The sequence below is a fragment of the Bacillus sp. TH50 genome, from assembly GCF_016650565.1.
Lineage (GTDB): Bacteria > Bacillota > Bacilli > Bacillales > Bacillaceae_G > Bacillus_A > Bacillus_A mycoides.
In genome coordinates, this window is record NZ_JAEKFM010000003.1 from 2,724,067 (window position 1) to 2,739,982 (window position 15,916).

Annotated in this window: 18 protein-coding genes; 9 read left to right on the forward strand and 9 right to left on the reverse strand. The window is 36.7% G+C overall.

Going from position 1 to position 15,916, the window contains the following annotated elements; translation table 11 throughout:
* Positions 1 to 380 precede the first annotated feature (380 nt).
* The 4 genes from JFU23_RS14260 (at position 381) to JFU23_RS14275 (ending at position 6,141) form a co-directional block, all read left to right on the forward strand.
* On the forward strand, positions 381 to 1,256 hold the full coding sequence (locus tag JFU23_RS14260) for a cell wall-binding protein EntA (protein WP_201032140.1): 876 nt from the start codon (positions 381 to 383) through the stop codon (positions 1,254 to 1,256).
* 84 nt (positions 1,257 to 1,340) lie between these two features.
* Positions 1,341 to 1,643 (forward strand): DUF3910 family protein, encoded by a 303-nt coding sequence (locus JFU23_RS14265; protein WP_201032141.1) that lies wholly within the window; start codon positions 1,341 to 1,343, stop codon positions 1,641 to 1,643.
* Positions 1,644 to 1,781: 138 nt separating this feature from the next.
* Positions 1,782 to 3,401, forward strand: coding sequence for an SWIM zinc finger family protein (locus JFU23_RS14270; protein WP_002016258.1), 1,620 nt, complete (start codon positions 1,782 to 1,784; stop codon positions 3,399 to 3,401).
* Positions 3,385 to 6,141, forward strand: coding sequence for a DEAD/DEAH box helicase (locus JFU23_RS14275; protein WP_002129993.1), 2,757 nt, complete (start codon positions 3,385 to 3,387; stop codon positions 6,139 to 6,141). Before JFU23_RS14270 ends, JFU23_RS14275 begins: the two co-directional genes overlap by 17 nt.
* A 155-nt stretch (positions 6,142 to 6,296) precedes the next feature.
* Here JFU23_RS14275 and JFU23_RS14280 read toward each other — a convergent pair whose 3' ends face one another.
* A complete protein-coding gene (locus tag JFU23_RS14280; protein WP_201032142.1) occupies positions 6,297 to 6,782 on the reverse strand; it encodes a VanZ family protein in 486 nt (161 codons plus the stop codon).
* 111 nt (positions 6,783 to 6,893) lie between these two features.
* Between JFU23_RS14280 and JFU23_RS14285 the strand changes: the two genes are divergently transcribed.
* Positions 6,894 to 7,118 carry a DUF1659 domain-containing protein gene (locus tag JFU23_RS14285; RefSeq protein ID WP_002089672.1) on the forward strand — a complete coding sequence of 75 codons (225 nt, stop codon included), beginning with the start codon at positions 6,894 to 6,896 and terminating at the stop codon, positions 7,116 to 7,118.
* A gap of 21 nt (positions 7,119 to 7,139) precedes the next feature.
* A complete protein-coding gene (locus JFU23_RS14290) occupies positions 7,140 to 7,355 on the forward strand; it encodes a DUF2922 domain-containing protein (RefSeq protein ID WP_201032143.1) in 216 nt (71 codons plus the stop codon).
* Positions 7,356 to 7,375: 20 nt separating this feature from the next.
* Here the strand turns inward: JFU23_RS14290 and JFU23_RS14295 are convergent, their stop codons facing one another.
* Positions 7,376 to 7,774 carry a DUF4359 domain-containing protein gene (locus JFU23_RS14295; protein ID WP_002034805.1) on the reverse strand — a complete coding sequence of 133 codons (399 nt, stop codon included), beginning with the start codon at positions 7,772 to 7,774 and terminating at the stop codon, positions 7,376 to 7,378.
* A 194-nt stretch (positions 7,775 to 7,968) separates the two neighbouring features.
* Here JFU23_RS14295 and JFU23_RS14300 point away from each other — a divergent pair, with 194 nt between their 5' ends.
* On the forward strand, positions 7,969 to 8,475 hold the full coding sequence (locus tag JFU23_RS14300) for a competence protein ComK (RefSeq protein ID WP_201032144.1): 507 nt from the start codon (positions 7,969 to 7,971) through the stop codon (positions 8,473 to 8,475).
* 54 nt (positions 8,476 to 8,529) lie between these two features.
* On the opposite strand, the gene JFU23_RS14305 is transcribed toward JFU23_RS14300, so the two are convergent.
* The 6 genes from JFU23_RS14305 to JFU23_RS14330 form a co-directional block, all read right to left on the reverse strand.
* The gene (locus JFU23_RS14305) at positions 8,530 to 9,006 is read right to left on the reverse strand and encodes a sigma-70 family RNA polymerase sigma factor (protein WP_137058233.1); all 477 of its coding nucleotides are present in this window, start codon (positions 9,004 to 9,006) and stop codon (positions 8,530 to 8,532) included.
* A 232-nt stretch (positions 9,007 to 9,238) separates the two neighbouring features.
* Positions 9,239 to 9,409: a hypothetical protein gene (locus JFU23_RS14310; protein WP_201032145.1), complete on the reverse strand. Its 171-nt coding sequence runs from the start codon at positions 9,407 to 9,409 to the stop codon at positions 9,239 to 9,241.
* Between the two features lie 79 nt (positions 9,410 to 9,488).
* Complete coding sequence (gene yknW / locus JFU23_RS14315) at positions 9,489 to 10,157, reverse strand: YknW family membrane protein (RefSeq protein WP_016102275.1); 669 nt, start codon at positions 10,155 to 10,157, stop codon at positions 9,489 to 9,491.
* A 118-nt stretch (positions 10,158 to 10,275) separates the two neighbouring features.
* Positions 10,276 to 11,478: an ABC transporter permease gene (locus JFU23_RS14320; RefSeq protein WP_098776033.1), complete on the reverse strand. Its 1,203-nt coding sequence runs from the start codon at positions 11,476 to 11,478 to the stop codon at positions 10,276 to 10,278.
* The gene (locus tag JFU23_RS14325) at positions 11,475 to 12,155 is read right to left on the reverse strand and encodes an ABC transporter ATP-binding protein (RefSeq protein ID WP_002089682.1); all 681 of its coding nucleotides are present in this window, start codon (positions 12,153 to 12,155) and stop codon (positions 11,475 to 11,477) included. The genes JFU23_RS14320 and JFU23_RS14325 overlap by 4 nt, the downstream gene beginning before the upstream one ends.
* Complete coding sequence (locus JFU23_RS14330) at positions 12,152 to 13,336, reverse strand: efflux RND transporter periplasmic adaptor subunit (protein WP_201032146.1); 1,185 nt, start codon at positions 13,334 to 13,336, stop codon at positions 12,152 to 12,154. Before JFU23_RS14330 ends, JFU23_RS14325 begins: the two co-directional genes overlap by 4 nt.
* 408 nt (positions 13,337 to 13,744) lie before the next feature.
* Between JFU23_RS14330 and JFU23_RS14335 the strand changes: the two genes are divergently transcribed.
* Positions 13,745 to 13,936 (forward strand): helix-turn-helix transcriptional regulator, encoded by a 192-nt coding sequence (locus tag JFU23_RS14335; protein ID WP_098762733.1) that lies wholly within the window; start codon positions 13,745 to 13,747, stop codon positions 13,934 to 13,936.
* Positions 13,937 to 14,449, forward strand: a complete 513-nt coding sequence (locus JFU23_RS14340) for a DUF3278 domain-containing protein (RefSeq protein ID WP_098776031.1) — start codon at positions 13,937 to 13,939, stop codon at positions 14,447 to 14,449. It abuts the gene before it with no gap.
* A 132-nt stretch (positions 14,450 to 14,581) separates the two neighbouring features.
* On the opposite strand, the gene pgtP is transcribed toward JFU23_RS14340, so the two are convergent.
* Entirely contained in the window at positions 14,582 to 15,916 is a 1,335-nt protein-coding gene (gene pgtP / locus JFU23_RS14345) for an MFS transporter (protein WP_098776030.1), read from the reverse strand.

A 15,916-nucleotide genomic window follows, 5' to 3' on the forward strand; every position in this document is an offset into this window, starting at 1 on the left:
TTCTTCTTGTAACAATTATGCGGTTTTTTGCTAGTATATAGCGCGTGTTTATAACTTCACAAACGAGATGTTTATGTTTATATAACTATATTACCCATAAAACGGTAAAATACTCAAGGAATGTAACTGTATAGTAATCATTATGTAACACCTCTGTAATATTTTTATTTGCACCGAAAAAAATATGTTGTATTAAATATTTTGAATATAACTAGAAACCTACTAATTATATGGAATGAAAAACGCTTTCCTCTCATTCTAGCTATATTACAAAGTGTTAACGACTTATTACGAATGGTTTGTAATTGTGTGTTTTCCCAAAATCCGAAAAAATCTGTTGCTATAATGAGGACACGAAAACAAACGCAATGGAGGCTATCATGAAAAAATTAATTGGAATAGCAACAGCAGCAGTTTTTGGTCTTGGGATTTTCACCGCATCTGCTAATGCAGAAACTGTTGTAACAACAGACGTACTAAACGTACGAGAAAACCCTACTACTGAATCAAAAGTTGTCGGTAAATTACAGAATGGTCATAAATTAGATGTTCTAAATACAGAAAACGGATGGTCACAAATCAAATTAGATGGTAAAGACGCATTCGTAAGTGCAGAGTTTACAAAGAACTCTTACTATGTAACAGCTAACGTATTAAATGTACGTGCTGAAGCGAACACAAACTCAGAAATTCTTGGAACGCTTAAAAAAGACGATATGATCGAAACAACGAACCAAGTACAAAATGAGTGGTTACAATTTGAATATAACGGGAAAACAGCTTATGTTCATGTTCCTTTCTTAACAGGTACAGCACCTGTTATCGAGAAACAAGAAACACCTGCTCCTGCTAAAACTGTAGCACCAGCTAAGGCTCAAGCACCTGCACCAGTAAAAACAGCTGCTAAGCCTGCTGTGAAAGCTGCTGAAACTAGCGAACCTTCTAATGGTCGTGAGTTAACAGTTGTAGCTACAGCATATACAGCTCATCCGAGCGAAAACGGTGGCACATACGGCGGCCGTGTATTAACTGCAATGGGTCATGACCTAACAGCGAACCCAAACATGAAAATGATCGCTGTTGACCCGAAAGTAATCCCATTAGGATCTAAAGTATGGGTAGAAGGTTATGGAGAAGCTATCGCTGGTGATACTGGCGGTGCAATTAAAGGTAACCGTATCGACATTCTACTTGGATCAGATAGCGCTGCTAACAAATGGGGACGCAAAACTGTTAAAGTGAAAATTTTAAAATAACCAATGACTGCTAAATTACAGCCGGTTCTCTTTATTGAGAGCTGGCTTTTATTTTTTTATAATAGCTATAAGGAGGCTATGTCCATGAATGTACAAGCGAAAGTAGACTGGGTCGGTACACCAAAACCGTACATATATAAAGATGATGTAACATATGATGCAATCGCAATTGACTTCTCACTAACAAACGATGACAATCGCTATAAATTAATTGTGCTCAAGTCTGAAGAAAATACACATTACAAACTCGTACAATACGGAATAAAACCAGGCTCTCAAAAGCCATTCCCTATTGATATTCCATTCGAGCAAAACATGTTACCAATTATAAAACAAATATTACATGATCCATATGTAAAAGCGATATTACAAGAATCACGCTCTTAATTCCCAAAAAGGATGCTACCTAGTAGGAAAGTTCAACTAGGCAACATCCTTTTTTGTAATCCAAATTTCATTTTTTCTGTTTTGAGCATTTTTTGTTTATAATGGTAAAGGAAAGAAATCTGTGTACGGAGGAATATTATGCTGCAAGACTCAATTACGAAAGATGAAATTATGATGATTGCGAATGAGTTCGTTCAAGGGCTTGATCCACAGCAAGTTGCTGATCAAGAGCATGTCGCTACAGCTCGGCAACTATATCGTAGTGGTGTTGTCTATAACGTTGACTTTGATGGCTATACGCTATCCGGAACTGTAAATGCTGAAGGTAGTGTATATAGCGTTCACATCCCGATTCGTAATGTCACTGAAAGCTATTGCGATTGCTTCGCGCCAACGCAATGTCAGCATATGCTTGCTGTGTTACTATCTGCAGCTTCTAGTTTTGGGCAAGTAGGAGATGTATTAACTTTATTCAAAAATAATACAAAACCTTCTCTTCCTCCTATTCGAACTGCACGACAAGTATTGCAATCATCAGCTTTTGAAGAAATGGATTATAAAAGTTGGCAAACATACTTTGAAAATGAATATGAATCATTTAAAAAAGAACAAGCGCGGCTCACTTATAAACAAATGTATTTTCTTATGAGTCTTTTTACAGACTTCTATACAAAATTAGAACGGAAAGCTCCGCGCATCGTTGCTATTCATGAATTATTTAAGTTGCACGCGGCACTTTATTGCTTTCAAAAATTATTAGAAGAAATTCAAGAATTTGAAGCAAACAAACTATATTCTTATCACCAACCAGTTAACGTCGTTCGCCTATTCGTTGATAAAGTTGAATCTACCGTTAGGGACCTAAAAACAGAGGCGATTCCAGAAGAATCCAAACCGATTTTAGAAGAAACAGCGCGGCTCATACATGAAGCATTCTTCTCTACCGATGCCTATACACAAGAGCGATTCTTCATTTATCGTCACGTATGGGGTGAACTGTTAAGAACAGAAGAGCAGCTACAAGAAGAAAAAAAACGAATCGATACTAAAATCAATCCACTTTCCAAAGCATTAGCATCTTCTCACCTGCTCTTTTTAAACGGTGAAGATGTATCGGCAATGGAATTACTGGAAAAACAGCCTTCTTCTGTTGTGAGCCTTTACTTCTATTGGTTAGAAGAGTTATTAAGTGCGATGGAGTGGGACCGCGGGAAAGATTGGCTTTCCTTTACTTATAAACAAGTAAAAGAAACGATAACGGAACAAGAAAATACCGTCTTCATACAAGATATCGTTCGATTATTTGTGATGATGTATGAGACATATGCAACACATACGAATGAACAAGCGGGATTAGAAATGATTTTACAAGAACTATTACCGTATAGTTTCACAAATTATGAACAATATGTACTTGCGAAGAAACAATACCATGCATGGACGGAACTTCAGCTCTTATATGGATTCGAAGTAATCGAACTTTTGAAAGAACCATTGAAAGATATTGAAAAAGAAGCGCCCGAAGCAGCACTTCCTCTTTATCACCATGCCGCAATGGAAGCAATTGAAGAGCGAAATCGCAAATCATATAAACGTGCCGTTCGTTACTTAAAGAAATTACGTATGCTTTATAAACGACTGAAGCGAACCGATGAATGGGATGCTTTCATTATTCATATCGCTAACTTACATTCACGTCTGCGTGCACTACAAGAGGAATTACGGAGAGGAAAATTAATCGATGATCATACAAACTGAAGTAACAATTAGGCTCCAGCACGTTAGTCAAGGTTGGTTCCTTTGGGGAGAAGATGATAGCGGTACTCTCTTATCCGTAGCAACTTGGAAAAAAAATGCATTCGCATGGCACTCTACTTCTTTCTACGGAACGTTTTTAAAAGAAGCAACGTATGAGGGAAAACAAGGCGTTATGTTAACGAATGCCCAGGCATTTGAATACATCGCAAATAAACCGATGAATTCATTTGCAAATATGCAAATGAACGGTCCTATTACGGCACTTACAAAGGACGCAAGTGAATTATGGGACGCTTTCGTCAGCGGCAGCTTCGCACCTGACATGAAGCATTGGTCTCAGCAGCCATCTTGGAAAGTTCAGAATACCTCAATTGAAGATGACATGTTAGCATCTCTTTTCTCTGCCGCTGTGAACGAAAGTATTTTGCAAGATGCTCGCTCAAATGACGGATGGGAAGATGCAAAGAGACTATATGAACATTACGACTTTACGAAAAGGCAATTGGAAGCAGCACTACATGAAGAAGATTGGCTTCGAAAAATTGGTTACATTGAAGATGATCTTCCATTTACAGTCGGCTTAAGACTACAAGAACCGCAAGAAGAACTTGAAATGTGGAAGCTTGAAACAATCGTTACACCAAAACGTGGTGCGCATCGCATATATGTATATGAAAGTATCGATTCCTTGCCAAAACGATGGCACGATTACGAAGAACGTATCCTTGAAACACAAGAAGGATTCAGTAAGCTCGTACCGTGGCTAAAAGAGGACGACAAGTTCCGAGAAGAACTCTTTGAAACGGAAGCTTGGAACTTCTTAACCGAAGCAAGTAATGAATTACTGGCAGCAGGTATTACAATTTTACTACCATCATGGTGGCAAAATTTAAAAGCAACAAAACCGAGGTTGCGTGTACAGCTGAAGCAAAGTACAGCACAAACACAGTCTTTCTTCGGCATGAATACGCTCGTTAATTTCGACTGGCGCATTTCAACGGACGGAATTGATTTATCAGAAAGCGAATTTTTCGAACTCGTTGAACAAAACAAACGTCTTTTCAATTTAAATGGTCAATGGATGAGACTTGATCCTGCCTTTATTGAAGAAGTAAAAAAACTAATGCACCGTGCCGATAAATATGGACTTGAAATGAAAGATGTGTTGCAGCAACATTTATCTAATACAGCAGAAACAGAAATTGTAGAAGACGATAGTCCGTTTACCGATATTGAAATCGAGCTAGATGGATATTACGAAGAGCTTTTCCAAAAACTTCTGCACATTGGAGATATTCCAAAAGTAGATGTACCATCTTCGCTACAAGCAACACTCCGCCCGTATCAACAACACGGTGTTGAGTGGTTGCTATACTTACGAAAGCTTGGATTTGGAGCATTATTAGCCGATGATATGGGGCTCGGAAAAAGTATTCAAACGATAACTTACTTACTATACGCTAAAGAAAACAATCTCCAAACAGGTCCTGCATTAATTGTGGCACCAACATCAGTCCTTGGAAATTGGCAAAAAGAATTTGAGCGTTTCGCACCAAGCTTACGTGTTCAGTTACACTATGGAAGTAACCGATCTAAGGATGAGTCATTTAAAGATTTTCTTCAATCAGCAGATGTTATATTAACTTCTTATGCATTAGCTCAGCTTGATGAAGAAGAACTTAGTACGTTATGCTGGGACGCTGTTATTTTAGACGAAGCACAAAATATAAAAAACCCACATACGAAACAGTCGAAAGCAGTAAGAAACCTACAAGCAAATCACAAAATTGCTTTAACCGGTACACCGATGGAAAACCGACTTGCTGAGCTTTGGTCTATTTTCGACTTTATCAATCATGGGTATCTCGGAAGCTTAGGACAATTTCAGCGCCGCTTCGTCACACCGATTGAAAAGGACCGCGATGAAGGAAAAATCCAGCAAGTTCAGCGATTTATCTCGCCGTTTTTACTGCGTCGTACGAAGAAAGATCAAACGGTCGCATTAAACTTACCAGATAAACAAGAACAGAAAGCTTATTGTCCACTAACTGGCGAACAAGCTTCCTTATATGAACAACTTGTTCAAGATACATTACAAAATGTAGAAGGGTTAAGCGGAATTGAAAGACGCGGATTTATATTACTTATGCTGAACAAGCTAAAACAAATTTGTAATCACCCAGCCCTTTATTTGAAAGAAGAAGAACCACAAAATATCGTCGAGCGCTCTATGAAAACAAAAACGGTAATGGAGCTCATCGAAAATATAAAAGACCAAAATGAAAGTTGCTTAATCTTCACTCAGTACATTGGCATGGGGAACATGCTAAAAAGTATGTTAGAAGAAACATTCGGTCAGCGCGTCCTCTTCTTAAACGGGAGCGTACCGAAGAAAGAGCGTGACAAGATGATTGAGCAGTTCCAAAACGGAACGTATGACATCTTCATCTTATCGTTAAAGGCCGGCGGAACAGGATTAAACTTAACTGCCGCCAACCATGTCATTCACTATGACCGTTGGTGGAATCCAGCTGTAGAAAACCAAGCAACAGACCGTGCTTATCGCATCGGTCAAAAGCGCTTCGTTCACGTTCATAAGCTTATTACAACGGGAACACTTGAAGAGAAGATTGATGAAATGTTAGAACGAAAACAATCATTAAACAACGCCGTCATTACAAGCGATAGTTGGATGACCGAACTATCAACCGACGAACTAAAAGAATTACTTGGCGTATAAAGTGAAACTTTAATCAGTGGGGTTTTGTTCATCCCCCACTGATTATTAGCCTTCACCAATCGGGCTTTTACGGGCAGTTAATGCGGGATAAGGTGGATATTTCTATTCCCACAAATAGCGGGATAAATGAAAAAGGAGCAAATCTCTAACTGAGATTAGCTCCTTTTTCTATGCCAAAACCAATTGCTTATTATAATTCCTGTTAACCCGCCGCACGTATCAAGCAATGAATCTTGCCACATCGGTGTACGGTCTCCTGTAAACCATTGATGAATTTCATCAAATGTTGCATACCCCGCAACGAAAAGGAGGGCGTATGCAAAGCACCTTTTTCTCGAAGAACCCGATCGATGAAAAGCATAATACGTCAATGAACCGAGCATAAAGAACACCATAAAATGAGCACCTTTACGAAGGAAAAACTCAACAAATCCACCTACACCTTTATTTGCGATACTAACAGGTGTACCTCCCCCATAATCGATAGATACCCATGAAAAATGCTCTTTCACAAACTCAACATTTATATATTGCTCAATATCCGAGCGCATATCCTGTTTTTTATATGGCTGTGCTGAAGAATAGAAAATAATCCCCATCCATAGTAATACAGGAATCCAAAATAACCATTTACGATTCATTCTCCCGAAAACTCCTCTCTTAGTCTTTTAAGAGTAACAAAAAAAAGAAAAAATTTCACGCCAAAACATGACATTTACACCCTATTTATAAAGTGAAAGGGGGTGATAAACATGGCAGTTGAAACAATCATAATGGATTTAACTTTACGCCTTGTATTAAACGGAGGATTAGACAAAAACGGTAAAACAGTTTTTAAGAACAAACAATTCAAACGTGTGAAAACAAATGCAGATTTAGGAAAAGTACATGAAGTAGCACGTGCTCTTGCTTCACTACAACAATCATCACTTCACGCTGTACAACTTGTAAGCACGTCAGATCTTTCTAATCTATAATTAAAAAGGAGGGAATAAAGCATGCAGGTACTAGAGTTAGTTTTCGTGAAAGAAGATGGAAAAATAGTTGCCTTTTCTATCGAAAATCCCATCACACCAGTAAATGAACTAGTCGTAAATCAAGTAATGGATACCATTCTTGCTTCATCTGTATTTTCATCAATTAGTGAAAATACTCGTAAAAAAGGGGCTCGCCTCATAGAAAAAAACGTATCTGAAGTTCAGATCACTCCGTAAATCAAAAAGACGAATCTGCATTATTTTGCAGATTCGTCTTTTTTCTTCGGCATTTCAATTGGAATAAAAATGTTTGAAAAGCCAACACAAACATACTTATAATTCTCTCCGCCTAAATCAAACTCTGTCGTATATGTTGAGAAGAAAATATAATCATTTCGCTTTGTATAATGCTCAATTAATAATCCAACTTGTGGTTCAACATACTTATTTGCTAATTTCTTTCCCGCCGATGCTAGATCGCCAAGTATACCCTCTTTGTTTTCTTTCTCAACCTCTTCTAGCTTCTTACTCACATCATTACGCTTCATAAATTGTTTTGCTGCCCAATCCGTATATTCTCCCTTACCCGGATTACTGTTTGCTAAATAAACTAAGAGAACAACAGCTAGAGCCATAATAATATACTTTTTCTTCATGCTATATCACCGCCTACTCTTTTCTATTTTCATATATATGTACAAGCGATGCAAATTAGAAAGACTATCATCTATTGATTGTAAACGAACCGTAAAAATTTACAATACGAAACAAAAGATTAATAATAACTTTATATAATTCGTATATAATTATATTCAGAATAACAATTTTTATAAGGGAGGATTTTAGAATCATGGATAATGAGAATGATATTTTTATTTCTAGTTCTACAATGATGCTCGAACCTTGCAAACACCCTTATTACCAGACAAAAATTATCGACAGTAGCGGAAACCCTCTGTACTCTTGCCAAACAGCTATCCAACTCATAAAGAAATCTTGTCTAACACATGTCCATTCTACTTATCAAGGTAGACGTCATGCAGTCCAAATAAACTTTAAGCTCAAACAAAATGTTCCAATTCCGATTAATCACAAAGAATATATTTGCGTTTTCCCAACAGAATCTCCTTCTTCTCCAAGCTGCATTTGGTTGTTCTATAACCATATAGATGAGATAGAGTTTCCAAAAAAAACTAACAAAGCTAACATTCATTTTTTTAACGGAACTACCATAACAATACAAATAGGTTCTCATAAGTTACAGCAACAATTTTTCAAATCTGGACATGTATTATCCCGAATGAACATGAAAGATTCACTACACTCAAAAAACCTCTTGCCACATTTTCTGCCTTAATGTAAATAGAATGGAACGCAATATTTCCTTTGCCTTCCATTCTACTTATTATTCTTATCCCCTTACACTATCTCTCATTTTCTCAAGTGCTTGTCGATATACCCATCTCACTTGATAGTACGTCATCCCCATTTCAGAAGCTATCTCTCCCATATTTTTCCCTGTAAAAAATCGCTCTGAAATGATATGCTTCTCCCTCTCATCTAACACACTCATAAATTCCTTCGCCTTCGCCCTCGTTCCCGCATCTTCACACTCAAATCGTTCCTCATACTCGTCCGTGCATACATAGCGCTCTTGCACTACGCATTCTTTCTTCAACCTCTCCAATATATAACCACGTACTGTTACGACAGCATAAGCAGGGAAACTACCTTTCTCCTCCTCATACCTTTCATAAGCATGCCAAAGACCAATTAAACCACATTGATAATACTCTTCATAATCTTGGTAAATATTTAACCTCTTTATTTGATTTACAATCATACCTTCATACAAAACAACCGTATCTGCAAAAGTCGCTGGCTTCACACAGTGCCCGTTTCTAAAAGGTATACCTCTTCAGTATTCCGCGGTACCTCTACAATATAAAATGAGAAAGGAAATTTCATTGTGGGTAATTTCAAATACTGCTGCCGTAATTTGAAATTACACTAGGCAGTATTTGAAATTCTAATAGGGGTATTTGAAATAGGGGTAAAAATAAAAAAGGTTCCTCCTATACATTAGAAGGAACCTTTTGTTTATATATTGGCAAACTATATTACTCTTTAGCTATGTTTTTGAAAAATCTATCGATCGCATATAAACCAGTAACTAAAATACAGCTTGTAACCCCAACAAATACATATGGATTCTTATTCGGCACATATTCTACAGCTAACAACGTTACGACTAACATAAACAAAACATTCGCTAAAAACTTCTTAAGCATATTTATCTCTCCTTACAAAAATAATGCTGCGATTTTTTATAATCGCAGCATTTCTTTCTAGCAGCTTGAAGTGCCGCTATTATTGGAACATACCTTGTAAGGCACCCAGCCCAAGAGTTAAGACAAAGAAGACAATAGTAATAGTTGTTGCCTGCTTTTTACTTAAACCTGCTGTAATTTGAAGACCTAACCACGTTATAACAAATCCCCAAATTGTAAATACTTCAAATTTGCTTGCAATACCTTTTACAACTCCGCTACTCGAAGCAAAGATAGGACCTAATCCAGTATACATTTCTTGTCCTGATCCACCTAAAACAAACGCTAAAACCGTATTCAACAATACGCCAAGTAATGAAATAATGCTTGAATATACGCTAATTGTTAATAATTTCTTATAAGAAGTATCATTGCTCATAAACATCATTAATACTTTATACACCGCTGCACTAATGAAGAAACTTATCCCCATACCTAAAGCACCAATTCCAAATCCCATACCAAACGTCACTGCAGGTGGAACGTCAAAACCTAACTCCTTATTAAGCTTAATAGCTTCTGGGGTTAAGGAGCCTACATAAGCAGCAAGTCCACCAATAACTGCTCCTAATAAAACAAGTATCCAAAACGCACCCCATACAGCATTACTCGTTTTCATTCTCTCAAACTGCAAACCTGGAGATGTAATCATTCCAAATAATGACGGCTTCTCTCCACCAACTTTTTGCGTATTCAAATTCGCTTCCATCATAACGCCTCCTTCTATTTATATAACCCGTTCTAACGGGCGGTTCACATCCTCATTTAGAGGCTACGAACCGCCCACTAGAACGGTAATGTGTAGTAGAGACTCCCTCTACTACAACTTATTCATAACGAAGTGCTTCAATTGGATCTAATTTCGCAGCTTTGTTCGCTGGAATTAATCCGAAGATAATACCTAGTGTCATAGAGAACAATACGCCCCCAACGACAACTTCCCATGAAACGAGCGGTGGCCACTTCGCAAATGTGGAAACGATATATGCCCCGCCATACCCAAGACCAATTCCGATTAAACCACCTAGAAGCGTTAACATAACTGCTTCAATTAAAAACTGTAATAAAATTTTACTACGCGTCGCTCCAAGTGCTTTACGTACTCCAATTTCACGCGTACGCTCCGTTACAGATACGAGCATAATATTCATAACACCAATACCACCAACGACTAATGAAATACCAGCGATACCACCGATGATCATCGTCATAATACCAGTAACTTTAGAAACATTTTCTTGGAACTCTTTTAAATTCACCAGTTCATATTTACCTGGAATTTCACTTGGCTTACGACTATTTAATACATCAACAGCTTGTTTCCCTGCTGATTCTAAATTGTCTACATTTTTAGATTGAATTGCTATACTTTGAATCTCATCTGTTCCGTATAAAACAGGCCATAAAGTAAGGGGAATTAACGCTTCTTCCATTTCAAATCCCATAAACTCATTATCAGATGTATACACACCAATAATTTGCATTGGCTGCCCCTTCATCTCAATAATTTGTCCAACTGGGTTTACGTCCTTAAATAACGTCTCTTCTGTTTTTGTACTAATCATCACAACGTTATTTGCATGAGAAATATCGGATTCATTTAAAGTACGTCCCTTTACGACCTTTACTTTATTAACCGCAAAATATTCATTATCAAGACCAATAACATTTAGATTTGCTTTTTTATCATTTACATCAAGCACCTCTGTCGTTGAATTTGTCGTAATAACGTGTGAAACATCTTTCACTTGTTTTACTTCCAAAATATCCTCTTCAGTTAACTTCGGTATTTGAAATCCACCTATAGCAAACTCATCATTAATATCTGGTTTAAATTGAATTGGCATAAGGTTATTACCACCAGAACCTGCGAATTTCGACTTCAGCATCGCTTCCCCGCCTTGCCCAATTGCAACGACAGTAATAATTGAGCCAACGCCGATAATAATACCGAGCATCGTAAGAGCTGAACGCAGTTTATGAGCTAAAATAGAAGATAGGGCAATTTTTATACTATCTAGTAAACTCATACTGCACACCTTCTATCTTCTGTAATTTTCCCATCTCGCAGTACAATGCGGCGGGAAGAATACGCTGCTACCTCTTCTTCATGCGTAACCATAACAATCGTCGTACCTTCTGCATTTAGCTTCGTGAAAATATCCATAACTTGTGCACCAGACTTCGTATCAAGCGCACCTGTCGGCTCATCGGCCATAATGAACGTTGGATTATTTGCAATCGATCTTGCGATAGCTACACGTTGCTTCTGTCCACCTGATAATTCACTAGGTAAATGGTCTACTCTATCTGATAATCCAACTTTTCCAAGCGCTTCAAGAGCTCTTTGACGACGCTCTGCTTTCTTCACTCCACCGTAGATGAGCGGAAGTTCAACGTTTTCCACTGCGGAAAGACGCGGCAGTAAATTAAAGTGCTGGAACACAAAGCCGATATATTCATTACGAATTAAAGCTAGTTTTGACTCGTCTGCTGTTAAGATATTCACATCATTCAACATATATTCACCTTCTGTTGGACGATCTAAACAACCGATAATATTCATAAGCGTTGATTTACCAGAACCAGACGGTCCCATAATAGAAACGAACTCACCGCTTTGAATTGTTAAACTAATACCATGTAAAATCGGCACTGCCAATTTTCCTTGATAATATGTTTTAGCAATATTATTTAACGTAATCATTTCTCTTTCACTTCCATTCCGTCATACACGTTGTCGGAAGGATTTTTAACCACCTTTTGCCCCACTGTTGCGCCTTCAGTAATTTCTGTCCAATCTCCATCAGTAGAACCTTTTTTCACATTTTGTTTACGAAGCTTTCCTTTGTCTTCGATAAAAACAAATGCATCTTCGCCTTTTTCTACAATGCTCTTACTTGGAACAGCAATCATCGTCTTATTCTCTAAATTTACTTGTAGAGAAACGTGATAACCTGGAGATAAACCATCTTGGCTATCAAGACTTGCTTTATATGTATATTGAGACATATTTTGAGTTCCCTCACCAGCAGCTTGAGCCATCTCTGCACTCGTTGGGAATTCACTTACTTCCGTAATTTTACCTGTCCACTTCTTCTTATTATTTGCTTTCGCAGTTACAGTGAACGTTTGATCTTTTTGAATTTGTGACTTTTGAAGCTCTGTTAAAGTCCCTTGAACTTGGAACGGGTCTTTAGAAGCAACTTGTAAAAATGCTTTCCCTTGACCACCTAGCGCTTGTGATGAACTTTGCGCTGCATCCTTATCTAACTTCTGTACAACACCAGTAAAATTACTATAAATCGTAAGTTCTTTCTGTTTTTTACTTAACTCTTCTTTTTGTAACTTCCCTTTTTCTTTCTCAAGGTCAGTTGTCTTTTGTGCCATTTCTAACTCACTTACTTGCTCTTCCATTGGGTCTGTCACTTCTTTCCCAGCCCCACTATCTTTTACCTTCTTAATTTCTTTCTTCAATGAATCAATCTTCTTTTTCCCTTGATCGTAACGCATATCAGCCATCTTCTGATCAAGATCAGCTTGCTTCATTTGAAGATTAATTTCTTCATTATCATAAGAGAATAATTTCGTTCCCTTTTCTACCTCTTGTCCTTCTTTCACCGCAATATCTTTCACTTTTCCTTTAGTCGGATCCGCATAGAAACTTTCAATATTCCCTGGCTTCACCTGACCCGAAATTAACTTCGTATTATTAAGCTTACGCTCTGTCACTTTCTCAAAACTTACAGCATCTGTATTAGCCGTACCTTTCTTCTTACCTTGCATAACAAAAATATTAACTGCTGCAACAATAACAATTAGTGCAATAACTCCGATAATAATCCATTTCTTCTTCTTGTTTGGAGTACGAACCGTATTTGGTAACATATTCTCGCTCCTTTTATAAATTAATAGTTTAATAAACACCACAATTGTATAAAACTTTCTGAAAAACAACTGTATATTATTACAATCTTTTTACAAAGTTTTACACATCCATTTATATTGTAACAAAAATTCCAATGATTAGAAATATGACATATTGTCTTTTAAGATAGATTTAAGGAAAGAAAAAAGCTAATTTTAAATTGAATTTTCAAGTACTTTATATTGAATGTAAGCCATCCTTTATTAATAAACTTCTAACCAAAATAAACTATTAAAATCATTTTCCTAATTGTACCATTGTCATTTTTGTCATATATATTTGACATTTCATTTATTCAATTATAAAATGTCACATATAAATGACATTTCGGTGCACGAGGTCTACAACTATTAATGGGAGGTTTATATTTGAATAACGTTAAACAATATCGAAAATCTGAAGGTCTATCACAGCTAGAATTAGCTAAAAACGTTAACGTGGCGAGACAGACAATAAACTTAATTGAAAACAATAAATATAATCCCTCTTTAGCCTTATGTATCGAATTAGCAAAAGCACTAAAAACAGATTTAAACAGTCTATTTTGGGAGGGAGATTAAATGATGAAAATTGAATGGAAAGAAAGAGTTTATAATAGTTTTGTTGGAACAATTAGTGAGAGGGACGAATATCAAAAGCAAGAAATCAATAAAGAATTAGCTGTAGCTGGAATTGGTTTATGGTGGTTAAATATGTTGGTAATGCTTATTATGTTACTTGTTGATACTATGAACCACACAATATCTATAGGAACTATATTTGTTTTTCTATCTAATATGATTTATGCTAATTATTTAACCTTTAAATTTAAGAAAAAAGGTTTAAATGAGACTGAATGTGCAACCAAAGAAGAGTATTTGCAACATAAGAAAAAAATAAGAAAAGCTGGCTTAAAAGCAGGTGTACTTTGGGGTTTTCAAATGTTTGTGTTTATGAATTATGTTCTTCCATATTTAGGTTCAGAGAAAATCTCTATTTCTTTATTTGATGTTGTGCTTTGGAGTTGCGCTGGTGGATTTTTCGGTCTAACCATGTATCTATTCGGTTTATTGAATCTAAAAAAATTATATTAAGTAGCAAAAACCATTGTTCATTAAATAAGTCATTTACACATTAGACTGCAATTTTACATACTGTTTGTTTTTCCCATATAAAAATATAAAAGCTATCCAATATAAAAATCGGATAGCTTTTCGAACAAAATATTACGCCGCTTTAGGAGCTTTTCTCTCATGTCCCATTTGAACGATTAGCAAGAATACTGTTGATAAAATACCGCCTGCTAACAGTAATATGAAGCAACCATCCCAGCCAGAACGATCAACAATAATACCAATTGCTGCGTTTGCTACGAAGCTTCCTCCAACATAACCGAACAGACCACACATACCAACTGTTGTACCTACTGCAAATTTCGGTACTAATTCCATTGCACTTAAACCAATTAAAAACTGTGGTACATAAATTAAACAACCGATAACAGAAACTGCAATACTCACAACAAGTATGCTAGTCGCTTGCCAATATACAACCGTACCAACAACAACCCCGGCCATACTCATAACACATAATGGCATACGTTTCCCTTTAAATAATTTATCGCTTAAAAATCCAACAATTAAAGAACTTGGAATCGCTGCTGCCTCAAATATTGAATACGCCGCATGCGCTTCTGTTTTTGTAAAACCTTTAACTGTTGTTAAGTAAATTGGTACCCAGTTAATAACACCGAAGCGAATTAAGTAAACAAATGCATTGGCAATACATAAGAACCAAACAAATTTATTTTTCACTACATATTTCATTAAAATTTCTTTTGACGACATCTTATTAGCATTATCTGCTTTTTCAAGATTTTCATAGTCATTACGATACTCATCAATTGGAGGAAGACCTTCAGATTCTGGTGTATCCTTCGCATTAATCCATACTAGAACTGAAATTACCATAGCGATCATCGCTGGGAAAATAAATACGCCACCTTGCCAATGACTTTCACCAAAAATGCCTACACCAATTCCAATGAATGGTGGAACAAGTAATCCACCAACGTTATGTGAAATATTCCAAAGACCTGTTTTCGTACCACGTTCTTTCTTTGAAAACCATTTCGTCATAACAATACTACAAGGTGGTGCTCCCATACCTTGTACAATACCGTTTAGAACAAGTAAAGTTAAAATCATCCCAAAGGAAGATGCATAGCCGAAACAAATATTAACAAGCCCAGATAAAAATAAACCTACTGCAATAAATCGCTGAGCAAATGCCTTATCCGATAAATTCCCCATGAAGAATTTACTAAGTCCATAAACAACAGCCATTACTGCCCCTAATAAACCGATTTGTGTCGTGCTAAATCCGAACTCGTCTACTAAATACGTAGTAGATAAATTAAAGTTACTACGAACTAAATAATAAGCAGCATATCCAACTGAAATCCCGATTAACACACGAATACGTAGTAATTTATATACACGGTCGATCATATCCGCTGGTAATCTCTCAATTGCAGGTGCTGGCTTAAGCCATTTAAACAT